Source organism: Brevibacterium ihuae (assembly GCF_900184225.1).
In the GTDB taxonomy this organism is placed as follows: domain Bacteria; phylum Actinomycetota; class Actinomycetes; order Actinomycetales; family Brevibacteriaceae; genus Brevibacterium; species Brevibacterium ihuae.
The window spans coordinates 1,271,225-1,294,814 of record NZ_FXWZ01000003.1; the positions used below are offsets into that span (position 1 = coordinate 1,271,225).

At 70.8% G+C, this 23,590-nt stretch carries 21 protein-coding genes; 9 read left to right on the plus strand and 12 right to left on the minus strand.

The window, feature by feature from the left end; genetic code table 11:
- Nucleotides 1–12: 12 nt before the first annotated feature.
- The gene (locus C1A17_RS11005; RefSeq protein WP_101653011.1) at nt 13–1,359 is read right to left on the minus strand and encodes a flavin reductase family protein; all 1,347 of its coding nucleotides are present in this window, start codon (nt 1,357–1,359) and stop codon (nt 13–15) included.
- Entirely contained in the window at nt 1,356–2,678 is a 1,323-nt protein-coding gene (locus C1A17_RS11010; protein WP_101653012.1) for an aromatic ring-hydroxylating oxygenase subunit alpha, read from the minus strand. Before C1A17_RS11010 ends, C1A17_RS11005 begins: the two co-directional genes overlap by 4 nt.
- 127 nt (nt 2,679–2,805) lie before the next feature.
- Between C1A17_RS11010 and C1A17_RS11015 the strand changes: the two genes are divergently transcribed.
- Nucleotides 2,806–3,720: a LysR family transcriptional regulator gene (locus tag C1A17_RS11015; protein WP_101653013.1), complete on the plus strand. Its 915-nt coding sequence runs from the start codon at nt 2,806–2,808 to the stop codon at nt 3,718–3,720.
- A gap of 42 nt (nt 3,721–3,762) precedes the next feature.
- Here the strand turns inward: C1A17_RS11015 and C1A17_RS11020 are convergent, their stop codons facing one another.
- Nucleotides 3,763–4,842 carry a magnesium and cobalt transport protein CorA gene (locus C1A17_RS11020; RefSeq protein ID WP_180953306.1) on the minus strand — a complete coding sequence of 360 codons (1,080 nt, stop codon included), beginning with the start codon at nt 4,840–4,842 and terminating at the stop codon, nt 3,763–3,765.
- A gap of 55 nt (nt 4,843–4,897) precedes the next feature.
- Here C1A17_RS11020 and C1A17_RS11025 point away from each other — a divergent pair, with 55 nt between their 5' ends.
- On the plus strand, nt 4,898–5,359 hold the full coding sequence (locus C1A17_RS11025; protein WP_101653015.1) for a cysteine hydrolase family protein: 462 nt from the start codon (nt 4,898–4,900) through the stop codon (nt 5,357–5,359).
- Nucleotides 5,360–5,494: 135 nt separating this feature from the next.
- Here C1A17_RS11025 and C1A17_RS11030 read toward each other — a convergent pair whose 3' ends face one another.
- The 3 genes from C1A17_RS11030 to C1A17_RS11040 form a co-directional block, all read right to left on the minus strand.
- The gene (locus C1A17_RS11030; RefSeq protein ID WP_101653016.1) at nt 5,495–6,502 is read right to left on the minus strand and encodes a glycine betaine ABC transporter substrate-binding protein; all 1,008 of its coding nucleotides are present in this window, start codon (nt 6,500–6,502) and stop codon (nt 5,495–5,497) included.
- 68 nt (nt 6,503–6,570) lie between these two features.
- A complete protein-coding gene (locus C1A17_RS11035; protein WP_101653017.1) occupies nt 6,571–7,434 on the minus strand; it encodes an ABC transporter permease in 864 nt (287 codons plus the stop codon).
- A gap of 3 nt (nt 7,435–7,437) precedes the next feature.
- On the minus strand, nt 7,438–8,676 hold the full coding sequence (locus tag C1A17_RS11040) for a quaternary amine ABC transporter ATP-binding protein (RefSeq protein WP_101653018.1): 1,239 nt from the start codon (nt 8,674–8,676) through the stop codon (nt 7,438–7,440).
- A gap of 467 nt (nt 8,677–9,143) precedes the next feature.
- Between C1A17_RS11040 and C1A17_RS11045 the strand changes: the two genes are divergently transcribed.
- From C1A17_RS11045 to C1A17_RS11065, 5 genes are all read left to right on the plus strand, one after another.
- Complete coding sequence (locus tag C1A17_RS11045) at nt 9,144–9,755, plus strand: hypothetical protein (protein ID WP_101653019.1); 612 nt, start codon at nt 9,144–9,146, stop codon at nt 9,753–9,755.
- A 179-nt stretch (nt 9,756–9,934) separates the two neighbouring features.
- Nucleotides 9,935–10,564 carry a copper chaperone PCu(A)C gene (locus C1A17_RS11050; protein ID WP_101653020.1) on the plus strand — a complete coding sequence of 210 codons (630 nt, stop codon included), beginning with the start codon at nt 9,935–9,937 and terminating at the stop codon, nt 10,562–10,564.
- 37 nt (nt 10,565–10,601) lie between these two features.
- A complete protein-coding gene (locus C1A17_RS11055; RefSeq protein ID WP_101653021.1) occupies nt 10,602–11,906 on the plus strand; it encodes a Dyp-type peroxidase in 1,305 nt (434 codons plus the stop codon).
- 43 nt (nt 11,907–11,949) lie between these two features.
- On the plus strand, nt 11,950–12,726 hold the full coding sequence (gene aroD / locus C1A17_RS11060) for a type I 3-dehydroquinate dehydratase (RefSeq protein ID WP_180953307.1): 777 nt from the start codon (nt 11,950–11,952) through the stop codon (nt 12,724–12,726).
- A gap of 55 nt (nt 12,727–12,781) precedes the next feature.
- Complete coding sequence (locus tag C1A17_RS11065) at nt 12,782–13,567, plus strand: 2-keto-4-pentenoate hydratase (protein WP_101653023.1); 786 nt, start codon at nt 12,782–12,784, stop codon at nt 13,565–13,567.
- Between the two features lie 97 nt (nt 13,568–13,664).
- Here the strand turns inward: C1A17_RS11065 and C1A17_RS11070 are convergent, their stop codons facing one another.
- From C1A17_RS11070 to C1A17_RS11100, 6 genes are all read right to left on the minus strand, one after another.
- Nucleotides 13,665–16,025: a (Fe-S)-binding protein gene (locus C1A17_RS11070; RefSeq protein ID WP_101653024.1), complete on the minus strand. Its 2,361-nt coding sequence runs from the start codon at nt 16,023–16,025 to the stop codon at nt 13,665–13,667.
- Between the two features lie 202 nt (nt 16,026–16,227).
- A complete protein-coding gene (locus tag C1A17_RS11075) occupies nt 16,228–16,542 on the minus strand; it encodes a DUF4235 domain-containing protein (protein WP_101653025.1) in 315 nt (104 codons plus the stop codon).
- 45 nt (nt 16,543–16,587) lie between these two features.
- Nucleotides 16,588–17,484, minus strand: a complete 897-nt coding sequence (locus tag C1A17_RS11080; RefSeq protein WP_101653026.1) for an aminodeoxychorismate lyase — start codon at nt 17,482–17,484, stop codon at nt 16,588–16,590.
- A gap of 194 nt (nt 17,485–17,678) precedes the next feature.
- On the minus strand, nt 17,679–18,671 hold the full coding sequence (locus C1A17_RS11085) for an alpha/beta hydrolase (RefSeq protein ID WP_101653027.1): 993 nt from the start codon (nt 18,669–18,671) through the stop codon (nt 17,679–17,681).
- Between the two features lie 18 nt (nt 18,672–18,689).
- A complete protein-coding gene (locus C1A17_RS11090; RefSeq protein WP_101653028.1) occupies nt 18,690–19,811 on the minus strand; it encodes a VIT1/CCC1 transporter family protein in 1,122 nt (373 codons plus the stop codon).
- Nucleotides 19,812–20,013: 202 nt separating this feature from the next.
- Entirely contained in the window at nt 20,014–20,904 is an 891-nt protein-coding gene (locus C1A17_RS11100; RefSeq protein WP_101653030.1) for an aldose epimerase family protein, read from the minus strand.
- Nucleotides 20,905–21,189: 285 nt separating this feature from the next.
- Here C1A17_RS11100 and C1A17_RS11105 point away from each other — a divergent pair, with 285 nt between their 5' ends.
- Together C1A17_RS11105 and C1A17_RS11110 are read left to right on the plus strand one after the other, a co-directional pair.
- Complete coding sequence (locus C1A17_RS11105; RefSeq protein WP_101653031.1) at nt 21,190–22,950, plus strand: M20/M25/M40 family metallo-hydrolase; 1,761 nt, start codon at nt 21,190–21,192, stop codon at nt 22,948–22,950.
- A gap of 153 nt (nt 22,951–23,103) precedes the next feature.
- Entirely contained in the window at nt 23,104–23,562 is a 459-nt protein-coding gene (locus tag C1A17_RS11110) for a DUF3817 domain-containing protein (RefSeq protein WP_101653032.1), read from the plus strand.
- Nucleotides 23,563–23,590: the final 28 nt, after the last annotated feature.

A 23,590-nucleotide genomic window follows, 5' to 3' on the forward strand; every position in this document is an offset into this window, starting at 1 on the left:
TCCCGCGTCGCCTCAGGCGTCGACGACGACGTCGCCCTCCGGGGTCGAGCAGCACAGGAGGATCGTGCCCGCGTCGATCTCACGGCGGCGGATCCCGCCGGAGTGGTCCATCGTCACCTCCCCGGCGAGGAGGCCGACCTTGCATGTGCCGCACATCCCGGAGGAGCAGTTCGAGCGCAGCGGCACACCGGCTCGGCGCCCGGCCTGCAGCAGCGAGTCCGCTGTTTCCACCGGGGCCGAGGTGCCGGTGCGGGCGAAGGTCACCCAGTGCCGGGTGTCGGCGACGTCGCGCACCGGGGCGGGCGTCCGGGGCGGTGCGGATGGAGCTGGTGCGGGTAAGGCGGATGCGGTCGGTGCGTCCGCCGGGGCCGCTGCCGCCGTTGCGCTGCTCACCGCGCCCGGTCCCGTGGTCACCGGGCGCTGCGTCGTCTGCGGCTCAGCCGCTTGCGACTGTTCGGTCCGCGGCTCCGGCGCCGTGTCGTCGAAGCACTCGGTGAAGAACGCGAGCGGTGAGACGCCCACCGCCTCGACCGCGGCCGCTGTGCGTTCGAGGTATCCCGCAGGGCCGCAGGCGTAGACCCTGCGGCCGCAGGCATCCGGAACGAGCGCGTCGAGGGACTCCGCGCTGATCCGGCCCGTGAGACCCCGCCACTCCGGGGAGGGGCGATCGCCGAGGCTGAAGCCGACGGTGAAGCGCGGGTCGGTCTCGTCGAGGATGCGGAGCTCCCGGGCGAAGGCGAAGTCGCGCGGGGTGCTCGCGTGGTAGAGGACGACGACGTCCGCCGTGCCGTCGAGGGCATGGAGAGTGCGTGCCATGGAGATGAGCGGGGTGATGCCCACTCCGCCGGCGAGCAGCAGATATCGCGCGCGCCGGTCGACATCGGGGAGATGGAAGCCGCCGAGCGGTCCGAGCGCCTCGAGCGCGGTCCCGGGACGCACGTGCTCATGCGCCCAGCGGGAGACCGCGCCGGTGTCCTCACGCTGGATCGTCAACCGGAACGCCGACGGGTCGACGGGCGACGAGGACAGGGAGTAGTTCCGTTCGCGGAGGCCGCCGTCGGGGTCGACGGGGAACGCGACATTGAGGTACTGGCCGGGCCGGAACCCGAGTGCGACTCCGTCGCGACGGCGGAAGGTGAAGCTCGTGATCCCGGGGGTCTCGGGGGTGACGGCGACGCATTCGATGGCGAACTCATGCGCGACCATCGGATCCGGGACGGCGGCCGAGGACGCGGCTCCGTCCACCCAGGGCATCCGGATCCCGGGGCGGACCGGGGTCCGGCGGTCGATCCTCCGCCACCAGACGTGGTCCTGCACGGGCGCCGGTGCGACGACGAGGCTGTCGATCTCCGCGGTCATCGGGCGTACTCCTGCATCCGCATCGTGTACCAGTTGACGAAGGCCTCGACCTGGTGCTCGGTCGGGGTGTAGGGCCCCGGCAGATGTCCGGGATCGGAGACGCCGCGCTGGGTGAGGGCGACGAACTCGGAGTCCTGGAGGTTGGTCTGCCGCCACACGTGGGTGAGCTCGTCGGTACGGTAGTCGACTCCCTCGACCGCATCGTCCGCGACGAGCCAGGTGGTCCGCACGAGGGTGCGGTTCTCGCTCATCGGGAATGCGGCGAAGGTGATGACGTGATCGGCGAGTAGATGGAACCAGCAGTTGGGCTGGAGGTGGAGCGAGCCGTCGCCGAGCCGGAAGTCGGGGAGGTCGCCGAGCAGCTTCTCGCTCAGGCGGCGTCCGGTGGCCGAGAACGACTCCCCGGCGCCGTCGAGCGCATCGCGCCCCATCCGGATTCCCGCTTCCCGGGCGTCCGGTGCATCGTAGACCTCCCACGGGATGCCGTAGCGCTCGCAGCGTTCGCGCAGTGCATGATCGGCGAGCACCGAACGGTGCCAGATGTCCATCTGGTGCGCGGGCACCTCGTGCTCCGCGAGGCCCCACGTGGTGAAGTACGAGCACGCGAGCTCCGGGTGGCCGTCGCAGTGATAGCACTCGCGGTTGTTCTCCATGACGAGCTTCCAGTTGCCCTGTTCGATGATCTCCTGCTGATGGGCCACCTTCGTCCGCGGGATGTCGTGCGGCTCGGCGAACGGCGCGAAGATCTCCGCGACCTCCGCGAAGTCGGTGGGCGGCTCGGGGGCGAGGCAGAGGAAGATCAGACCGGCCACGGTCATGCTGTGGACCCGACGGAGGCCGAAGCAGCTCGGGTCGAGCTCCGGGCCGGCCGCCGCGGCGTGGAGGAGGGAGCCGTCGCGGCCGTAGGTCCACGAGTGGTAGGCGCACACGAGGTTTCCGACGCTTCCGCTCGGCTCGGTGAGAACGCGGGCACCGCGGTGGCGGCAGACGTTGCGGAGCGCATTCACCCCTCCGTCGTCGTCGCGGATGAGGATGACCGAGCGATCGCCGACGTCGATGGTGACGAAGTCCCCGGGCTCGGGGATCTCCGCCACCGACGCCGCGAAGAACCAGTGGCGGTCGAAGATCCCGGCGATGTCGTGCGCGAAGATCTCCGCATCCGCGTAGAAGGCCGATTCGAGCGAGGTCCACCGGCGACGGCGGTCGAGGAGGTCGCGCAGACGGGCGAGGGAGGAGGATCCGGCGGGGGTGCGCAGCGCAGTGCGAAGGAACGGGCGGTGCGGGGACGGCGCGGTGTTCTCAACCGAGTCGAGTGTCATGGTCGGTGCTCCGGGGGTCGAATGCACGGGCGGAGTCGGCCGGCTGAGCCGCTCTCCAATCAGCGTACGAGGACAGAAGAGTGAAGAACAGCGCACAATCTGCAACGATATCGTGCAGAATAAGTGCATGATCGACCATCGGCTCACTGTGCTCCGCACTTTCGCCGCCTGCGGGTCGGTGACCGCCGCCGCGGAGGCGCTCGACTACTCCCCTTCCGCGGTGTCCGCCCACCTCAGAGGACTGCAGAAGGAGCTGGGCCTGCGGCTCGTCGAGAAGGATGGGCGCGGTCTCCGGCTCACTGCGGCCGGCAGACGGCTGGTCGACGGCTCGGACGCCCTGTTCGCGCAGTGGGAAGCGGTGCGCGGCTCGCTCTCCGCCGGCAGCGCGCCGGAGGCGGCGGAGCTGCGCCTCGGGGGGATGTCCACTGCCACCGCCGCGCTGCTCACCCCCGTCGCGGTGCGTCTGAGGGAGGAGGAGCCGGGTCTCCGGCTCACCATCGTCGAAGCCGATCCGCAGCGCTGCTTCGATCTCCTGCTCGCCGACCGCCTCGACCTCGCGATCGTCGTGTCGATGCAGGCGAACACCGAGGCCGATGATCCGCGCTATGAGCAGATCGACCTCCTCGACGATCCGCTCGATGTCATGCTGCCGGCCGATCACCTCCTGGCGGGCCGCGAGTCGATCCCGCTCGCAGAAGTCAGCGCGGAGCCGTGGATCGCCGCTCGGCCCGGAACGCCCTACCGGGCGCTGTTCTTCGCGGCGTTCACCGCGGCGGGAACGACTCCGCGGGTGGCGCACGAGGTCGCGGAATGGGACACCGAGGCGACCCTCATCGAGAACGGTCTGGGAGTCGGACTGGTCCCTCGCCTCGCGCGGATCTCGAGCGACTACCGCGTCGTCCGCGTGCCCGTGGCCGGCCCCGCCGCGCCGCATCGTCGGGTCGTCGCCGCGATCCGGCGCGGCGCGCAGGAGCGACCGCTCGTCGCGCGCACGGTGGAGGCCCTTCTCGAGCAGGGGAATGCGCTCCTCGGCGACCGATGAGCCGGCGGCCGGCGCCGGTGCCCGCCCCGGCGCGACTGCGACTCAGAGCCAGCCCACCCGCGTGAACACGCGGTGGAGCACGACGCAGCCGAGGAGCATGAGGCCGAGCGCGAACGGGTACCCGAGGAGCCAGTGGAGCTCGGGCATGTGCTGGAAGTTCATGCCGTAGGTGCCCGCGACGAGGGACGGGAAGAAGAGGATGCCGGCCCATGCCGAGATCTTCTTCATCTGGTCGTTCTGCTGGATCGAGAGCTCGTTCATCGCCCGCATGTCCTCGTTCTGCCGCTCGGAGATCAGCGTGGCGTTGACGGTGAAGATCTCGCGGAGCAGGCTCCGCAGCCGTTCGATCCGGTCGGTGGCGGTGTGGACGTGGTCGGCGACGTCGCGCAGCCCGCGTGCGAGGTCCGGCGGGACGGTGTGCCGCTCGACGGCGGCGAACACCGCGCCCATGACGGCGGCGAGCGGGTTGATCGCGCGATCGAGCTCGATGAGATCGCGCGACAGCCGGTAGATCTCCTGGGAGCCGATGGGGCCGCTGCCGAACAGGCGCTCCTCGAGGACGTCGGCGTCGTCCTCGAGCGCCCGCAGCGCGGGTTCGTAGTCGTCGACGACGCGATCGAGGATCCGGTAGAGCGCGGAGAACTGGGCGTGCTCGAGGAAGCGGGGATCGTCGTCGAACACGTCCCTGACCGCCGCGATGTCGAGGGCTGTCGATCTCCGCACGGTGATGATGAAGGACGCCCCGAGGAAGAGGTGGAGCTCACCGAGCGCGAGCTCGTCCCCCGGGTCCCCCGGGGTGCCCGCCGGGCGGCGCGGCGGGGGAGATGCGACCGGCCGGAGCACCATGAAATCCGTCGTGCCGTAGTGCTCGTACTTCGGCCGCTGGTGCGCCTCGACGGCGTCCTCCACCGCGAGGGGGTGGAGGTCGAAGCACTCCGCGAGCTCGCCGAGCTCATCCGGCCCGGGGTGGAGCAGGTCCGCCCAGAGGAACGGCGGGGCCGCGGGATCGCTGTGCGCCTGCGCGAGGGCCTGTGCGGCCTCCCGGATCGACGAGGGGTTCGCGACCACCCTGCCCTCCGCGTAGAGGGCGAACGAGCGGTGCGGAGCACGGTCTTCGGCCATCGTGGTCATCCTCCTTGCGGCGGGCGCTCATCCGTCCCTATGGCATGCTAATCGCATGGATGCACTCATGGTGATGAACACCGAGGAGACCCGCGCCGCTCAGGCGGGGCTCACCGCTGTCCTGGGCGATCTCGTCTCGCGCGCCCGGACGACCGGCGGCGTGGTGGTCTTCGTCTCCGCTCCGGTTCCCCCGGGTGCTCCCGAGCAGCCGGAATCGCTGTTCGAGGTCGGTGAGGACCTCGGTCTCGTCTCGGAGTCCGCAGATGCGTTCGATGGCGTCGACGATCTCGCCGCCGGTCTCCACGATCTCGCCGTCGACCGGATCATCATCGGGGGCGTCGACGTCCAGGAATCCGTCCGGCACACCGCGATGGCCGGACTCGCCTGCAACTTCGACGTCATCGTCCTCGCCGACGGCACGCGCGAGCTCGGCGGCGCCCCGGTGGACTGGCTCGCCGACGCCGAGTCGAGCGGCGCCATGGTCAAGGCCGTCGCCGACATCTGGCTGCGGATGTAGGGAGCTGCCCGCCGGTCCGGCGGAAGCGTCCGGGTCCGGTTGAGCGATCGCACCCCGGACGCGGACCGGCCCCGCAGCATGGATGCTGCGGGGCCGGTGCGATCGCGCAGACCGTGGCCGCGCGGCGGCGGGAGCTCAGCCCGCCATCGTGCCCGCGGTCCAGTTGTCGAAGAACTCCTGGTTGTCGCCGGCCCACTCCTCGACCGCGGCGTCGAGGTCCTCGCCGCCGTAGTTCTCCTCGGAGAACATGACGTTCTCGAGGCTCGACAGGGACTCGTCGTCGATGACGAGGTTCTTCAGCAGCTGCGCCGCCTTCGGGTGCTCCTCGCCGAATCCGGTGCGCGAGAAGTTGTAGATGAGCTCCGCCTCACCCATCGCGCCCTCGGGGTCCTCGAGGTCGCGCACCGGGAACGCGTCGTAGGCCCAGTGCGGACGCCACAGCGTGACGGCGATGTTCTCGCCCTCGTCGGTGGCCTTCTGGAGCTCGGAGAGCATCGCCGGGGTGGAGGAGACGATGAACTCGTAGTCCTCGAGGCCGTAGGTCGGGATCGCGGCCTCCTCCGTGGTCTTCGTCAGACCGGCTCCGGCCTCGATGCCGACGAGGCGGTTGCCGTACTCGTCGCCCATCTCGGCGAGGTCGGCGATCGTCTGGGCCGGCGAGTCCTCGTTGACGGCGATCGTGAGCTTGGCGTTGTCGTACCAGCAGCCCTGGGCCTCGAGGTCCTCGCCGTACTGCTCGAGGTAGTCGGCGTGGGTGAGCGGCAGCCAGCCGTCCATGATCACGTCGATGTCGCCCTCGGCGAGCCCGGTGTATCCGGGTCCGGCCTGGAACGACTGGATGTCGACGGTGTAGCCGTCCTGCTCGAGGACATGCTTGTACAGGTGGGCGGCCGCGAAGGACTCGTCCCAGCCGTCGAAGGCGCCGACGGTGATCTCGGTCTCGGAGTCGGCGTCCATCGAGGCGGTGTCCGCGGACTCCTCGCCCGGGGTGCAGTCGGACCAGTCGACTTCGGAGCCGCCGGCGGCCTCGTCCCCGCCTCCGCCGCCGGTGCTTCCGCCCTCATTGGACACGCCGCAGGCGGTCAGTGCCAGCACGGAGGCGGCGAGAACGCCGCCGACCTTCGTCATCTTCGTGAGTTTCATCGGTGCTCCTTCGAGTGTGTTGCGATTCTGTTCCGATAGCAGGGGGGGTGCGGCCGGTCAGCCGCGGCTCAGGCCGCCTGCGCGCGCTCCAGCGGAGTGCGCCTGCCCAGAGCGGCGGTCACGCGGTCGAGGAAGACCGCGATGATGACCACGGCCAGACCGGCTTCGACGCCGAGGGCGATGTTGAGCGAGCTGATGGACGAGATCACCGCACCGCCGAGGCCCTGCGCACCCGCCATGCCGGCGAGGACGACCATGGACAGGGCGAGCATGATGACCTGGTTGATGCCGGCCATGATCGTGCGCATGGCGAGCGGCAGCTGGATCCGGGTGAGGATGTGCCCTCCGGAGGCGCCGAACGCGTGCCCGGCCTCGACGACCTCGGGGTCGACCTGCCGGATCGCAAGCTCGGTGAGGCGCACGCCCGGGGGCAGCGCGAAGATGATCGTCGCGATCGCGCCGGGCACCTGTCCGATGCCGAAGATCACGATGATCGGGACGAGGTAGGCCAGGGCCGGCATCGACTGCATGAAGTCGAGGATCGGTTTGACGATCGTCGACACGATGTTCGACTTCGCGGCGAGGATGCCGAGCGGCACGGAGACCGCGACGGCGATGAGCACTGCGACGAGCACGAGTGCGAGCGTCGACATCGAGTTGCTCCACTGGTCGAGCGCACGGATGGCATAGAAGCCGAGCGCGGTGAACAGCGCGAGCTTCCAGCCGCTCGCGAGCCAGGCGATGGCCGCGAAGACGAGGATCATCACGAGGTAGATCGGGGTGTTGAGCGCCCAGAAGAAGAGGTCGTAGAGGCCTCCGAGGACGAACGACAGCAGGCTGAGCAGGAAGCCGAAGGTGTCGGTGAACCAGTCGATGAACGCTTCGATCCAGCGGCCGAACGGGATCCGGGGATTGAGGACGTCGAACTCCACGGCTCAGACTCCCTTCTCGTCGATGGTGTCGGACAGGCGGGTGATCGGCAGCTCTCCGGTGGTGGGGCTGACCGAGGCCATCGAGTTGAGCAGTGCGATGCGCGGGATCACTCCGACCAGGCGGTCCTGCTCGTCGATGACGGCGAGCGGCACCGGTGAGGACGAGCTCTGCGCGAAGAGCTCCGACATCGGGGTGTCGGGTCGCACGGTGAGCACGTTCTCGGTGGTGTAGACGCTGCGGAGGTCCGTGACGCCTTCCCGGGCGGCGGCGACCGCCGACCGGTCGCTCACCTGGCCGAGCAGTCGTCGGTCGCGGCTCGTCACCAGCAGGCCGGAGGCCTTCGTGTCCTCCATGACGCGGATCGCCATGCGTGGTCCGGCGGTGTCGGTGACGACCGCTCGCGGCTTCTGCATGATCGACGACGCAGTGAGGACGCGGGTCCGGTCGACGTCCTGGACGAAGCTCGCGACGTAGTCGTCGACCGGGTTCGTGAGGATGTCCTCGGCGGTCCCGATCTGGACGATGCGGCCGTCGCGCATGACTGCGATGCGGTCACCGAGGTACATCGCCTCGTTGAGGTCGTGGGTGATGAAGACGATCGTCTTGTTGAGCGTGGACTGGAGCTCGACGAGCTGATCCTGCATCTCGCGCCGGATGAGCGGGTCGAGGGCGGAGAACGCCTCGTCCATGAGGAGGATGTCGGTCTCCGCAGCGAGCGCCCGGGCGAGTCCGACGCGCTGCTGCATGCCGCCGGAGAGCTGCCCCGGATACTTGTCCCCCCAGCCGTCGAGCCCGACGACCTCGAGCCAGTGGTCGGCCCGCTCGAGCCTCTGGGACGTGGGAACCTGCTTGATCTCGAGTGCGTACGCGGCGTTCTCCCGGACCGTCCGGTGGGGGAGGAGCGCGAAGTGCTGGAACACCATGGCGATGTTCTCCGCCCGCAGCTTCCGCAGCCGGGCCGCCGGCATGTGCGAGATGTCCTCACCGGCGACCTCGACGGTGCCGGAGGTCGGTGCCCACAGTCCGTTGATCATCCGGATGAGGGTCGATTTGCCGGAGCCCGACAGGCCCATGACGACGAAGCTCTCGCCCTTCTCGACCTCGAAGCTCGCGTCGATGACTGCTGCGGTGCCGAGGCGTCTGAGCTCGTCGCGGGAGCTTCCGGCCTCGAGCCTCTCGACGACCTCACGGCCGTTGCGGCCGAAGACCTTGTAGACGTGGGAGGCACGGACGACTGCCATGGTGGCGGGTCCTTCCTGTCGGCGACGTGCATCGAGGTCGGCCGTCGGCGAGCGCGGCGTCAGCTGCAGCCGGTGGTCGGCGTCCGGGGGCCGGGGGCGCACGGAGGTATGGGCATCGACCCGGGGTGCGACCTCTGTCCCACGACACTATCGAACCGCTGTCACGGAGCACCGGCGATTATGTGTGCCACAGCGGTGGCCGGCGTCCCCCGGATCGCCGAGGAACGCCCCTCACCAGGAACGATGATCGATAAGGGGCGTTACTCGATCGTTACTCCCGGTCGCCGCGGAGAGCCGGGTGGCGTCGCCGCCCGAGAATGAGGCCCGACGGTGGGGCCTCGGATCCGCGACGGTGCGCCCGCCCTGTGCGAGGGAGCGCTTTCCGGTCGCCTGGGAAGTGCGGGAGGGGTTCTACCGGCGGTAGAATCGGGACCGGCACCGCGATGACGACACGGGAGGGGGCGGGAATGGAGCGTCGAGCACGCCTGTGGCGTTCGACCGCCGCCGCCCTCATCGCGACCCTCACCGCCCTCGCATTCCACGCCGAGGCCGGCGGGGCCGGCTCCGTGCTCGCCGTCGGCGTGAGCTTCGTCCTCACCCTGTGGGTCGGCGTGCTGCTGGCCGGCAGGCGCCTCGGGCCGCTCGCGCTCGGCGTCGTCGTGGCGCTCGCACAGATCCTCCTCCACTGCACCATGACGGTGTTCTCCGCCGGGCCCCTCGTCGTCCGCAGCATGCATTCCGGGTCGGTGCTCTTCTCGCTCGGGACGGCGGATCACGGTGCCCATCACGCCGCTCCCCACCTCTCCGGAGCCGCCGGCGGATCCCTCGACGCGGCGATGATCGCCGCCCACGTCGCGGCCGCTGTCGTCACCGTCGCGTTCCTGCGATACGGCGAGACCATGGTGCTCGCGCTCCACGAGGGGCTGCTCGGCCCCCTCGCGCTCCTGTTCCTGTCCGGCGGCGTGCCCCCGGTGCGCCGCGTCCGGAGCATCCCCCGCGATCCCGAGGTGCGGGCCGTCACGGCCGCGGTCGTCGACTCGCGCTTCCGCCGCGGACCTCCGCTGCTCCTTCCCGCCTGACGCTCTCCGCGCTCGGGCACATGCGCACCCGCTCGGGTGCTCCCATCACTCACCGAACGGACCGCTCGCCCTGCGGCCGATGCTCCGCGCACCCCGCCGGGGTCCCCGCTGCGGCAGCCGTCGTGCTCGACCGGCCGCCGCGCTCGGCGACCGATCCGTTCGCATCGGAAGGACACATCATGTCAGCACTGTCACGCACCATCCTCACCTCGACCTCGATCGCTCTCGTCCTCGGACTCGCCGCCTGCGGCGGGGGCGGCGATGCGACCGCGGAGAACAAGAGCACGGCCGCCGCGTCGGAGAGCGCGGCCGCCCCCATCGGCTCCGAATCGGAGGCGGAGGACGCCTCCCTCGTCTGGGAGGACGCCTGGGTCAAGGCGGCCGACGAGGGGATGACCGGCGCGTTCGGCACGCTCCGCAACGACTCCGAGAACGACATCAGCGTCACCGGCGCCGCGAGCCCCGTGGCCGGCTTCGCCGAGCTCCACGAGACCGTGAGCGACGACGGCGGCAGCACGATGATGCAGGAGAAGGAGGGCGGATTCGTCGTCCCGGCGGGAGGAGAGCTCACCTTCGAACCGGGCGGCGACCACGTCATGCTCATGGACCTCCAGGAGCCGATCGTGCCGGGCGACGAGGTGGCGATCACTCTGACCACCGACGCCGGGGACATCGAGACGACGGTCGTCGCGAAGGAGTTCACCGGCGCACAGGAGGAGTACGTCCAGGGCCACGGCGGTGAGGACGGCGCCTCCGAGGGCGAGGACTCCGAGGACACCGACGGCGGTCACGGCGACCACGATCACTGATCGCGAACGCCCACCCGACACGACAAGGAGATCGACCATGGACATCGGACGTCGACACGTGCTCGGCGCCTCGGTCCTCGGTGTCGGCGCCGGGGTCGGTGCCGGATTCCTCGCTCAGCGGGATCCGGCGCCGGCCCCGGCCCCCCGGCCCGATACCTCCGGCCTCAACGGCGCACAGCTCGAACCCTTCCACGGCCGCCACCAGGCGGGGGTGGAGACCGTTCCGCAGGCGCACGCCCTCTTCATCGGCCTCGACCTCGTGGAGGCGATCGATGCCCGGCGGACGGTGAACATGCTCCGTCTGCTCACCGACGACGCCGCCGCGCTCACCCGGGGCACCGCGCCCCTCGCGGACCCCGAGCCCGAGCTCACCCCCGACCCGGCCCGCCTCACCGTGACCTTCGGGTTCGGCGAGGCGCTCGTCGCCCGCGCGGGGCGACGGCACGTCCCCGACTGGCTCCACCCGCTCGAGGAGTTCTCGATCGATCGGCTCGAGGCGGACCGCAGCCGGGGTGACCTGCTGCTCCAGATCTGCGGGGACGATGCGCTCGCCGTGTCGCACGCCGCGCGCATGCTGCTCAAGGACTCCCGCGCCTTCGCCCGCGTCGCGTGGCCCCGCACCGCATTCCGGCGAGCCTACGGCTCGCGGCCGCTGGGCACCACCCAGCGCAACATGTTCGGCCAGGTCGACGGGACGGCCAATCCCGGACCGAGGTCCGAGGACTTCGCCCGGCTCGTCTGGGGTGAGACCACCGGACAGGCGACGCCGGTGTTCTCCGCCCGCGGGGAGCCGCCGCTCGACCTCGGCGCACGACACCCCGCGTGGCTGCGGGACGGCGGCACCACGCTCGTCCTCCGGGACATCGCCATGGACATGGAGACCTGGGACGAGGCGGACCGGCCGGCCCGCGAGTTCGCGGTCGGGCGCGACCTGGCACGCGGGGCGCCCCTCACCGGACGCGAGGAGCACGACGTCCCCGACCTCGCGGCCGTCGATGCGCGCGGCCTCACGGTGATCTCGCCGGCCAGCCACGTGGCGCGGTCGCGCAACGAGCGGAAACCGGAGGAGCAGATCTTCCGACGGGTGTACAACTACCACGCGGTGCCGACCGCCGACGCCGCGGGCACCGGACCGACGGGCTCCCGGCAGGTGAGCACGGTGGGTCTGATGTTCGCCTCGTACCAGGCCGACATCGAGCGGCAGTTCCTCCCGATCCAGCGCCGACTCGACGGCATGGACCTGCTCAATCAGTGGACGACGCCGATCGGCTCGACGGTGTGGGCGATCCCGCCGGGCGTCGCGGACGGCGACTACGTCGGCAGCCGGCTCTTCGAGGGGTGAGCACGCGGTGCGGATGAGCGGCGGCCCGCTCTACAGTGGTGCCATGAAGTCCTTGCCCTTCGTCCCCGCGGACACGTTCCCCGCCGTCATCGTCCCCCTCTCCGCCGTCGACCCCGAGGAGCTCGGCGAGCAGTCCGCACGCTGCGCGGCGACGGAGGGCGTCGACGTCATCGAATGGCGCGTCGACGCCCTCGCGGAGTTCGGCGCGGTCGACCACGTCCTCGAACCCCACGAGCTCGAAGGGATCCGCGACCGGGTCCGCGCCGGCTGGGAGGCGCTCCGCGCGAACACCGCTCAGCCGGTGCTCGTCACCGTCCGGACGCGGGGCGAGGGCGGCGCGGCCGCGCTCACCGACGAGGCCTACGCCGGACTCGTCGGCACCTTCATCGAGCTCGGCCCGGAGGCCGTCGACATCGAGTTCGAGCGGACCACCGCCGAGGCGCTCATCGCCCGCGCCCATGACGCGGGCGTGTCCGCGCTCGCCTCGTTCCACGACTTCGAGCGCACGCCGCCCGCCGAGCACCTGCTCCGCCTGATGTCGACGATGCACCGGGCCGGGGCCGACGTCGCGAAGATCGCCGTCATGCCCGAGCACCGCACCGATGTGCTCGAGGTGCTCAGCGTGGGGGACCGGGCCCAGGCCACCCTGCCGATCCCCGTCGTCGCGATCTCGATGGGCGAGCTCGGCAAGGCGACCCGGCTCGTCGGCAGCGAGTTCGGATCCGCCGCGACCTTCGCCGCGGTCGGCCGTCTCTCCGCTCCCGGGCAGCTCACCGTGCCGCAGGTGCGCGCCGCCCTCGACGCGCTCGGCGCCGACTGACGCTCCGGCCGCCGCGCCCGCGGCGGACCGGTGGATCGATCGAGGAGGATCGGACATGATCGAGCAGACCACCCGCGCGGAGCTCGCCGCGCAGTTCGCCGAGGCCTACCGCAGCGGTGAGCCCATCGCCCCGCCGAGCGCCTCGCACCCGGGCCTCGATCTCGACGACGCGTACGCCGTCCAGCGGCTGCAGGTCGAGGCCTGGGAGACCGCCGGCGACCCGGTCCTCGGCTACAAGATCGGGCTGACCTCGAAGGCGATGCAGGACCAGTTCGGCGTCGACGAACCCGATTTCGGCGTTCTCCCGGCGAGCGGCTTCCTGCTCTCCGGCACCCCGGTCGAGGCGGAGCGCTTCATCGCCCCGCGCATCGAACCGGAGATCTCCGTCGTCCTCGGACGCGATCTCGCCGGACCCGGCGTCACCGCGGTGCAGGCGCTCGCCGCCATCGACTGCGCGCTCGCCTCGATCGAGGTCATCGATTCCCGCGTCGCCGACTGGCGGATCACGGTGGCGGACTCCGTGGCGGACAATGCGAGCTTCGGCGCCGTCGTCCTCGGTTCGCGCCCGCGGGCGTGGAGCGACATCGATCCGATCCTCACCGGCTGCGTGGTCCAGGTGGGTGGCCGCGTCGTCGCCTCCGGAGCCGGCGGCGCGGTGCTCGGCGACCCGCTCAACGCGCTCGTGTGGCTGGCGAACGCGCTCGGCTCCCGCGGCACCGTCATGCGCGCCGGGTCCGTCGTCATGCTCGGCAGCGTGTGCGCCGCGATCCCGGTCGCCCCCGGAGACGTGGTCCGGGCGGACTTCGCCGGCCTCGGGCCGGTCACCCTCCCCTTCGTCTGAGGTCGCTCCGGCGCCCGGACGCCGAGGATCCCCCGTCCGACCCGCAGTGCGGGCCGAGCGGGGGATCCTTCGTGCGTCGGGTTCCCGGTCCGGTCGATCAGGCCGGCGCGGGCTCCTCCGCGCGTCGTTCGCCGCCCTGGCCGCCCTGGCCGCGGCGGACGCCGGCGAGGAGCATCTGGGCGACGTCGAGCACCTCGACGCCCTCGGAGGCATTGCCCTCGGACTGCTCGGCGGTCAGACCGTCGGAGAGCATGACGCGGCAGAACGGGCAGCCGACCGCGATCTGCTCGGCGCCGGTGGCCACCGCCTCGCGCGTGCGGTTGACGTTGATGCGGGAGCCGATGGTCTCCTCCATCCACATCCGAGCACCGCCGGCGCCGCAGCAGAACGATCGCTCCTGCGAGCGCTCCATCTCGCGGTACTCGAGGCCGGGCAGCGAGCCGATGAGCTCGCGCGGCGGGGTGTAGATGCCGTTGTGGCGACCGAGGTAGCACGGATCGTGGTAGGTCACCGGCGTGCTCACCGTCTCGCCGGCGGCGGGTGCCACCGGGGTGAGGCGCTTCTCGCGGACGAGCTTGTTGAGCAGCTGCGTGTGGTGGACGACCTCGAACTTCCCGCCGATCTGCGGGTACTCGTTGGCGATGGTGTTGAAGCAATGCGCGCACGACACGACGATCTTGCGGGCCTTCATCTCGTTGAGCACCTCGACGTTCGCCTGCGCGAGCATCTGGTAGAGGAACTCGTTGCCGGCCCGGCGGGCCGGATCGCCGGTGCAGGACTCGCCGTCGCCGAGCACGGCGAAGTCGACTCCCGCGGTGTGGAGCAGCTCGGCGATCGCCTGGGTGGTCTTCATCGCGCGGTCCTCGAAGGCTCCGGCGCAGCCGACCCAGAACAGGTACTCGACCTCGCCGAGGTCCTCGATGTCGGCGCCGACCTGCTTGATCTCGAAGTCGAGGTTCTTCGCCCACTCCATGCGCTTGCGCTGGGACATGCCCCAGGGGTTCTGCTTGTTCTCGAGATTCTTGAACAGGCCGGAGAGCTCGGTCGGGAAGGCCGACTCGATGAGCACCTGGTAGCGGCGCATGTCGACGAAGTGGTCGACGTGCTCGATGTCGACCGGGCACTGCTCGACGCACGCGCCGCAGGTGGTGCACGACCACAGCGCGTCGGGGTCGATGACGCCCATCTCGGCGAGCTCCTCGACGTCCTGCGCTCCGACGAGCGGGCGCACGGCCTCGGTCTGGGCGGACTGCGACAGGGTGCCGAGCAGGTCGAGGTTCTCGTGCGGATCGGTGATGCCCTGGTATGCGGCCATCTCCTTGGCGTGGGCCTTCTTGGCCTTCTTGTCCGCGTCCTCGGCGAGCGGCTCCGGCGGGACCGCCTCGGCCTGGGCCTTCCTGGCCGCCTGCAGCCACGGCGCCTTGGCGTCGGCGTGGTTGCGGAGATTGATCATCATGAGCTTGGGGCTCAGCGGCTTCTCGGTGTTCCAGGCCGGGCACTGGCTCTGGCAGCGACCGCACTCGGTGCAGGTGGAGAAGTCGAGGAGGCCCTTCCACGTGAAGTCCTCGATCTTGCCGACGCCCATGACGGCGTCCTCGTCCATGTCCTCCATGGCCTCGAAGTCGATGTCCTCGCCCTTGTTCTTCATGGGCTGCAGGGCACCGAGGCTCGTGCGGCCGTCGGCGTGGCGCTTGAACCAGATGTTGAAGAACGCGAGGAAGCGGTGCCAGGCCACGCCCATCGTCGGGGTGAGCGCGACGGTGACCATCCAGGCGTAGGACACGAGGATCTTGATGAGCGCGATGACGACGACGAGCGCCTCGATCGCCCCGGTCGACAGGCCGGAGAACAGCTCCCCGATCCAGAACGTCAGCGGGAAGTGGAGGAGGAGGTTCTCCTGGCCCGCACGGCCCTGGAGCACGTACTCGAGGCCGCGGAGCAGCGCGATGCACAGGGCGACCATGAGGATGGTGAACTCGACGTAGTACGCCTGCCAGAAGTTCGAGCCGAAGAACCGCGACTTGCGGTTGAGGTCGCGCGGGTGGTTGCGCTGGCGGATGATGATGAGCGCGATGATGCCGAGCAGTCCGGTGACGGCGAAGAACTCGGTGATCCACTCGTACGGGAAGAAGTGCCCGATGAGGGGGAGGACCGCATGCGGGTCGAAGAGCTGCATCGTCGCCTGGGCGAGCGTGAGCACGAGCACGCCGAAGGAGATCATGGTGAACCAGTGCGCGATCGCGACGATCGGGAGGCGCGCCATCCGGGTGTGGCCGAGGAACTCCTTGACCAGGGTCGCGGTCCGCAGACCCGCCTGGGAGGTCCGCTCCCCGGCGCCGGTCGGGGCGCCGAGCTTGAAGAAGCCGACGAACTTCCCGACCCGGGTCAGGAAGAACGACCAGCCGACGATGGTCGCGATGACGCCGATGACGATCGCGACGACCTGGAGGGCGTGCATGATGGAACCTCCCAAGGGGCCCGAGGGGAAGTCGGGCACGGATACAGTTGTGGGGCAATTCTACTGTTCCGCTCAGGGTAGCGTAACCAGCCTGTCGAACGCACGTTAAGAATCCGTCATGACCTGGGCTGATGCCCGCGGACCGGAGACGCGGACGGGGGCCGTCGGCACACGGCCGACGACCCCCGGGACGGTGGTGGGATCAGCGCCGGTCGTCGTCCGCGCTCACGCGGGCAGCGCTCTGGAGCTTCTTCGGAAGGGCGTTCTCACCCCAGGTGTTGCGCACGGTGGTCGCGGCGTAGCGCTCCACGACGAGCCGCGCCACGGCCACGCCGACGCCGGAGACGATCGTCCATGCGATGGCCTCCGACAGGCCGACCTCGTCGTCCTGGGTGTTGAGGGGGACCGGCTTGTGGGTGGTCTTCTCCCACACGATGCCCAGCACCTTGCGCGCCGCGAGCGCGGCGAGGGTCGCGCCGCCGACGCCGATGATCTGCCATGCGATTTTTCCGCCCATGCGAGTGATCTCCTCCGGAATCGAGTTCGATGTATGAGGTCCAGCCTAGACCGTGCCCGGGTCCCCGAGCACCCACGTGCGCATCCGTGCTGAGAACTCCTCGTCGTACGTGAGCGCGGCGCCGTCGAGGGCGGTGACCGGCACGCTGACCCGCGCCGAGGACGTCAGCCACACGCCGTCGGCGCTCATGAGGTCGTCGACGGTGAGGTCGGTGTAGGAGCACAGGAGGCCGGCCTCGGCGGCGTGGGAGAAGATCGTCTGCTGGGTGGTCCCGTGGAGCAGCCCGGCCTTGGGATCGGGGGTGAGGAGCTCGCCGCCGCGGCGGATGACGACGTTCGCGCTCGGTCCCTCGAGCACCCGGCCGTCGTGGGACAGGTAGATGACGTCCTCGGCGCCGTGCGCGGCGGCCCAGCGCCCGGCGGCCTGGTTCGTCGCGTACGACAGGGTCTTGGCGCCGATGAGCATCCACGGCGCGATCTGTCCGAAGTAGGCCGGGTAGCCCTTGTCGAGGGTGACGACCGCGATGCCCTGCGCGCGCTGGCGGACGTACTTCGGGTCGAGCGGGATCGTCAGCGCCCAGCCGACCGGTGCGTCGACTCCGCGGGACAGGGTGTAGCGGACGGTGAAGGGCTCGTCGTCGCCGCGGGCGGCCCGGTGCTCGGCGACGACGGCGTCGAGCGCGGCGTGCCACAGGTCGGGATCCGGAGCGGGGAGCTCGAGCATCGCCGCCGAGGCGCGGAACCGCGTGAAGTGGAGGTCGCGGGCGTGGACGTGGTCGGCGGCGCCCCGGCGGGTGACGAGGACGGTCTCGAAGATCCCGTCGCCGCGGTGCGGGGCGAGATCGTCGACGCGCAGGTGGGGGTCGCGGGGGTCGACGAGCGTGAATTCGGCGCGCGCGAGGTCGAGGAGCGCGAGCGAATCGGGAGCGGGTGCGGCTGCCATGGGCTCATCCTATTCCGCAGCGCCGCGCCCGGCTGCGCGGCGCTCCCTCGCCGCTCCCGCGCCCGACTGCGCAGTATCCACCGATCTGCGCGTCATTGCGCGCAGATCGGCACATACCGCGCAGTTCGTTCGGAGGCGACCCGTCGGGGCAGGGCTCGGAGTCACCCCCGTGCGCCGGCGGCGGTCCGGCCGGCTCAGCCGCCGAGCAGTCCGGGGACGGCGCGGCCCAGACGGGTGAGGAGCGCGTCCGCGTCGGCGAGGACCCCGTCGGAATGGACGAAGCCGTGCACGGTGTGCGGGTACTCCCAGAGCTCGCACGGCGTTCCCGCTGCGGCGAGACCGGCGGCGAACGCCTCGCCCTCGCTGCGGAGGACGTCGCAGCCGGCGGTGACGACGACGGTGGGCGGGAGGTCGTGGAGAGCGGCCCGGCCGACGGAGGCGAGCGGGTGGAACCGGGTGTCCGGCCCGGCGTAGCAGTCCCAGTAGTAGGCCATCCGGTCCGCGGTGAGGCCGTGGTCGGTGCCGAACTCGCGATAGGAGTCGGTGTCCTGTCCGGCGTCGGTGGCCGGATAGAGGAGGACGAGGGCCGCAGGAGCGTGGGTGCTCGCACAGCGGTGGCCGCCGAGTTCGACGGAGTCGCGCAGGGCGAGCGCGGTCGCGGCCGCGAGGTTGCCCCCGGCGGAGTCGCCGATGATGCCGATCCGACCGGGGTCGATCCCGAGGGTGCTCGCGCGGTCGACCATCCACTGGAAGGCGGCGACGCAGTCGAGGAGCGGGAGGGGGAACGGGTGCTCGGGCGCCTTCGCATAGGTCGCCGTGACGACGACCGCCCCGGTGTCGCGGGCGAGCCGCCGGGCTGCCACGTCGGCGATGTCGGCGGTGCCGGTGACCCAGCCGCCGCCGGGCAGCATGAGGAGGGCGGGCGCACCGCCGGGAGCGACTCCCGTGCCGCCGGTCGGCTCGCGTCGGTGCGGGACGTGGATGCGCACCGGGACGTACCCGTGCGGTCCCACGGCGAAGGTGTCGCGGACCTCGGCGACCGGCACCGGTGCGGACTGCCGCCAGCCGAGGTCGACCGCCGCCGCTCGGGCCGCGGCGAGGGTGAGCTGTTCCGCGGGGAGCGGATTGCGGCGGGCGTTCTCGGCGAGATAGGCGCGCGCCTCGTCGCTGAGCGAGCAATGGGTCATGCGAGCGAGAGTACCGGCTCAGGCGACCGCGGTGCCGAACAGCAGGCCGAGGAGGAACGTCACCCCGGCCGCCCCGTAGCCGATCGCGAGCTGGCGCAGCGCGCGCGGCAGCGGGGCGCGGCCCGACAGCACGCCGACGACGCCGCCGGTGAAGAGGAGCGCGAGTCCGACGAGGCCCGCGGCGAGGAGGATCGCGGGATAGCCGGTGAGCCCGAAGATATAGGGGAGGATCGGGATGATCGCGCCCGAGGCGAAGAAGCAGAAGGACGAGGACGCCGCACCGAGGCCGGTGCCGAGCTCCTCGTGCTCACCGTCGATCGGGATGTGGAGGACGTGACCGTCCCCGGGCCGTCCGGCCGTGCGGATCGCCTCGGCCGCGGCGGCCTCGGCGGCGTCGGAGTCCATGCCGCGGGCGCGGAACACGAGCGCGAGCTCGTTGGCATCGATGTCGAGGGCGCGGATCGCGTCGCGCGATCCCGGGTCCGGGGTCGAGGCCTCGAGCAGCTCGCGCTGGGAGCGGACGGAGACGTACTCGCCGGCGCCCATCGACAGTGCGCCCGCGAGCAGGCCCGAGATGCCGGTGAGGAGGATCGTGCCGGTCGACACCCCCGCGGCCCCGACGCCGAGGACGAGCGCGAGGTTGGAGACGAGCCCGTCGTTCGCGCCGAACACCGCGGCCCGGAAGTTGCCGGAGAGCTTGGCGCGGGAGCGGGCGGCCAGGGCGCGGATGACCTCGGCGTGGATCTTCTCGTCGGCGGCCATCGCGTCGGTGGCGTACCAGTCCTCGTCGTAGGGCGAGCTCGTCTCGGACTGCTGGGCGAGGGCGAGGACGAAGATCGAGCCGAAGATGCGGCCGAGCGCCGACAGGATGAGGGTGCCGAGGTCGGGCAGGCGGCGCTTGTGCGAGTGATCGCCGAGCAGGGTGATCCAGTGCTGCTGGTGCCGGTGCTCGGCGTCGGCGAGGGCGAGGAGGATCTCCGCCTCCTGGCCGGTCTTGCGGGCGGCGAGGCTGCGGTAGACGCGCTCCTCGAGCCGCTCGTTGGCGAGGTGGCGCTGCCACCGGTGGATGAGCTTGTAGGAGGGCTCCTGGGGGACGGATCTGCGTTCGGGCACGGCCCCAGCATAGAAACCCCGGCGCATATTTTCAATACTTGCGCAATTACTTGAATGAGCGACCGGCGGTGCGGTGGGGAGCGCCGGGGCCGACGCCCGGTGCGCGGGTGCGTGGGAGCCACCGGGCGCGTGAGAGGCATCGGGCGCGCGGGAGGTGCCGTCCGCGGGGGTGGCGTCGGGCGCGCGGGAGGCGCCGGGCGCGGATCGCGCCCGGCGCCTCCCGCCGGACTCAGCTGCCCGGTCGATCCGCCGTGAGTCGCATGCGAAGCGTGTCGCCGGGGGCGAGCGGCCGGGAGATCCGCGTCGGCTCGACGCAGAGGAAGCCGCGGTGGGCATCCGGCGTGGTGTCGCCGAGCGGCTTCCCCGGATTCCACACCACCGCGTCCGAGGCGTCGGTACGGATCCGCAGGCGGCGACCCAGCGTCGGGTCGTCGAGGGTGAGGGTGCGGTGGGCGGATCCGCCCGTGAGCGGATAGACCTCGTCGAGTCCGGCGGCGGGGATCGGCAGCGGGGCGCTCCCGATGCCCTCCACCGTCGTGCGCGTCGGATCGCCCGTCCGGAGGTAGGCGTGGAGGGCGGCGGTGACCGGCACGGCCGCCCCGGTGTCCGCCGGGTCCGGATCGGCGCGGTGGGTGAGCTCGACGGTCAGGGCGTCGTCGAGTCGGACGGTGAGCCCGGCCGCGCCTCCGCGATGGGCGAAGCCCAGGCGCACCTCGGCGCCGGCGTCGTCCACCGCGAGCGCCTCGACGTCCCAGGGGTGCAGGCGGGCCCAGCCGTGCTGCGGTTCGGCCGCAGGCCCGAACCACGGCCAGCAGACGGGGATCCCGCCGCGGATCGCCGCGCGACCGTCGAGGTGGGCGAGCGAGGAGGTGAAGAGGGTGTCCGGCTCGGCGGCGTGCGGGCGGTAGGTGAGCACCTGCGCGCCGAACCGGGACACCACCGCTACGGCGTCGTCGAACCGGAGGACGAGGAGTTCGACCGCTCCCATGCGGGTGCTCTCGATCCGTCCGCGGTCGTGCTCGGCGAGGGTCGTGCGGGGCAGGCTGAGGAAGTCCTCGGTGCTGAGCAGATCGTCGTTCGGCGCGGTGGGGCCGGAGGTGTGCGAAGAGGGCTGTGCCATGCCCCCACTCTTCCATCCGGGAGCGGGAGTGCATACCCGGGCTGCCGTGAGCGCACCGGCGGATGGGGTGGCTGTTCCGTGACATCTGTCCTGAAGAATGGGACTCCGGCCCGTTGTTCGTTACCTATTCGTGACTTTACGCCCGAATCTGACGATTATCTGTGTACTACCGTGGTGCACCATGTGACGCCCGTCACCAAAACGTGACATGGCGTCACGCCCTGCTCGATCGATCAGGCACTGCACTGCACGACAGAGAAGCACCATTCGCATCGAAAGGCTGACATGTCCAGAAGACTGACGCACAGCGCGCTCGCCGTCACCGCGGCCGCCGCGCTCGGGCTCACCACCGCCGCCCCCGTGCTCGCGGCTCCCGTCACCGAGCACACCGATATGGGCGTCACCGGCGCCGCCGCCCTCGCGCACCTCGAGGAGCTCTCCGACATCGCCCTCGCCCATGCCGACGAGGGGTACCGGGCCGTCGGCACCCCCGGCTACGCCGCATCGAGCGAGTACGTCGAGGAGGTGCTCGAGGCGACCGGCGCATTCGAGGTCTCGCGGCACGAGTTCACCGTTCCGACCCAGACGTTCGGCGAGGTCTCCTTCAGCGTGGAGGGCGAGGCGCAGGAGACGTTCTCGACGCTGTCCAACGCCGAGGGCACCGAAGCGCCGCTCACCGACACCGCGGTCACCCTGCCCACCGACGACGCCTACGGCGACAAGGCCGGCGGCGAGCTCGGCTGCGAGGCGGGCGACTACAGCGATGCGAACGCCGGGACCATCGTCCTCGTGCAGCGCGGCGTCTGCGCCTTCGGCGAGAAGGTCACCGCGGCCACCGAGGCGGGCGCCGCCGCGGTCGTCATCTACAACCACTCCGAGGGTCCGCTCAACGGCACCGTCGGCGACCGCATCGAGGGCAACATCGCCGGTGCATCGCTGGAGCTCGCCGAGGGCGACGCGCTGCGCGAGCAGATCCTCGCCGCCGGGGACGCACCGGTGCTCGCCGACCTCACGGTGGAGACGACCTTCGAGGACGTCGAGACGTGGAACGTCATCGCCGAGACCACTGCCGGCGACCCGGACGACGTGCAGATGATGGGCGCGCACCTCGACGGCGTCGCCGAGGGCCCGGGGGTCAACGACAACGCCTCCGGCGTCGCCGGCCTGCTCGCCGTCGCCGAGGCGCTCGCCGAGCAGTCGGACGAGGTCGACAACCAGGTGCGCCTGGGCTTCTGGGGAGCGGAGGAGATCGGGCTCGTCGGCTCCACCGAGTACGTCAACGCCCTGTCCGAGGCCGAGCGGGAGCGCATCTCCTCGTACCTCAACTACGACATGATCGGATCCGAGAACTACGTCATCGGCACCCTCGACTCCGACGGGTCCGACGTCCCGATCCCCGACGGCGTCAACGTGCCGGAGGGCTCGGTCGAGCTCGAGCAGATCTTCACCGGCTACTTCGACTCGGTCGACCAGCCGCACGTCGGCACCGAGTTCTCCGGGCGCTCGGACTACCAGGCGTTCATCGACAACGGCATCCCGGTGTCCGGACTCTTCACCGGGGCCGATGCGATCAAGACCGAGGAGCAGCAGGAGCTGTTCGGCGGCACCGCCGGCGTCCAGCAGGACCGGAACTACCACACGATCGACGACACCTTCGAGAACGTCAGCACCGAGGCCATGGACATCATGGTCCCGGCCATGGGCTACGCGGCCCACGTCGTCGCCTACGATCTCGACCCGGTCGCATCCGTCGACGCGGATCGCATCTCCGTGAAGGACCTCAGGAAGTCCGGCGTGGAGGTCACCGTGACCAACCTCGAGCCCGGTCAGACCGTGGACTGGACCCTCACGGCCGACGGCCGCACGAAGCCGGGGAAGACGCCGGCCGCGGGCACCGCGACCGCCGATGAGACCGGTACCGCGACGTTCACCGTCACGGACATCGACCCGAGCGCCGTCCGCGGCCTGCCCGGCGACTACACCGTGACGGTCGACACCGGTGACTCCGCCGTCGAGGTCGGATTCACCGTCGGCGGCAAGGGCTGATCCTCCGAGCCCACCCCCCGAAACAGCAATTTCCTGCGGTTCCTGAGAGCGGAACCGCAGGAAATTGCTGTTTCACGGGCGGCGTTCCGCTGCCGGAGCGGGATCGACCGTTCGGTTGATGCATCGCTCAGCCGAACCGGCGATACTGTCCGGGTGACTCCCAAGAAGCTCTTCACCGTATTCGCGATCGCCGAGGCGATCACCTGGACGCTCCTCATCATCGGCCTCATCCTCAAGTACGTCACCCAGACGACCGAGGCGGGGGTGCGGATCGGCGGCGGCATCCACGGATTCGTGTTCCTCACCTACTGCGTCGTCACCGTCCTCGTCGGCACCTCGCAGCGCTGGCGGTTCGGCCGCACGCTCGTCGGCCTGTTCAGCGCCGTCATCCCGTACGCGACGATCCCCTTCGAGATCGATGCGCGCCGGCGCGGCCTGCTCGACGGCGACTGGCAGCTCGCTCCCGGCGGTCGTGCGCCCCGGAACTGGTTCGAGCGGCTCTGCGCGTGGGCGATCGCCCATCCGCTGCTCGCCGTCGTCGTCGGCTTCATCGGGGTGGCGCTGCTCTTCACCGTGCTCCTCATCCTCGGCCCGCCGATCCCCAAGGGCTGACCGGCCCGCGCCGCTCGTCATCGGGGTG

Coding starts and splice junctions, on each gene's coding strand:
- C1A17_RS11005 (WP_101653011.1), bottom strand. CDS start 1,359: ATGACCGCGGAGATCGACAGCCTCGTCGTCGCACCGGCGCCCGTGCAG.
- C1A17_RS11010 (WP_101653012.1), bottom strand. CDS start 2,678: ATGACACTCGACTCGGTTGAGAACACCGCGCCGTCCCCGCACCGCCCG.
- C1A17_RS11015 (WP_101653013.1), top strand. CDS start 2,806: ATGATCGACCATCGGCTCACTGTGCTCCGCACTTTCGCCGCCTGCGGG.
- C1A17_RS11020 (WP_180953306.1), bottom strand. CDS start 4,842: ATGGCCGAAGACCGTGCTCCGCACCGCTCGTTCGCCCTCTACGCGGAG.
- C1A17_RS11025 (WP_101653015.1), top strand. CDS start 4,898: ATGGATGCACTCATGGTGATGAACACCGAGGAGACCCGCGCCGCTCAG.
- C1A17_RS11030 (WP_101653016.1), bottom strand. CDS start 6,502: ATGAAACTCACGAAGATGACGAAGGTCGGCGGCGTTCTCGCCGCCTCC.
- C1A17_RS11040 (WP_101653018.1), bottom strand. CDS start 8,676: ATGGCAGTCGTCCGTGCCTCCCACGTCTACAAGGTCTTCGGCCGCAAC.
- C1A17_RS11045 (WP_101653019.1), top strand. CDS start 9,144: ATGGAGCGTCGAGCACGCCTGTGGCGTTCGACCGCCGCCGCCCTCATC.
- C1A17_RS11050 (WP_101653020.1), top strand. CDS start 9,935: ATGTCAGCACTGTCACGCACCATCCTCACCTCGACCTCGATCGCTCTC.
- C1A17_RS11055 (WP_101653021.1), top strand. CDS start 10,602: ATGGACATCGGACGTCGACACGTGCTCGGCGCCTCGGTCCTCGGTGTC.
- aroD (WP_180953307.1), top strand. CDS start 11,950: ATGAAGTCCTTGCCCTTCGTCCCCGCGGACACGTTCCCCGCCGTCATC.
- C1A17_RS11065 (WP_101653023.1), top strand. CDS start 12,782: ATGATCGAGCAGACCACCCGCGCGGAGCTCGCCGCGCAGTTCGCCGAG.
- C1A17_RS11070 (WP_101653024.1), bottom strand. CDS start 16,025: ATGCACGCCCTCCAGGTCGTCGCGATCGTCATCGGCGTCATCGCGACC.
- C1A17_RS11075 (WP_101653025.1), bottom strand. CDS start 16,542: ATGGGCGGAAAAATCGCATGGCAGATCATCGGCGTCGGCGGCGCGACC.
- C1A17_RS11080 (WP_101653026.1), bottom strand. CDS start 17,484: ATGGCAGCCGCACCCGCTCCCGATTCGCTCGCGCTCCTCGACCTCGCG.
- C1A17_RS11085 (WP_101653027.1), bottom strand. CDS start 18,671: ATGACCCATTGCTCGCTCAGCGACGAGGCGCGCGCCTATCTCGCCGAG.
- C1A17_RS11090 (WP_101653028.1), bottom strand. CDS start 19,811: ATGCGCCGGGGTTTCTATGCTGGGGCCGTGCCCGAACGCAGATCCGTC.
- C1A17_RS11100 (WP_101653030.1), bottom strand. CDS start 20,904: ATGGCACAGCCCTCTTCGCACACCTCCGGCCCCACCGCGCCGAACGAC.
- C1A17_RS11105 (WP_101653031.1), top strand. CDS start 21,190: ATGTCCAGAAGACTGACGCACAGCGCGCTCGCCGTCACCGCGGCCGCC.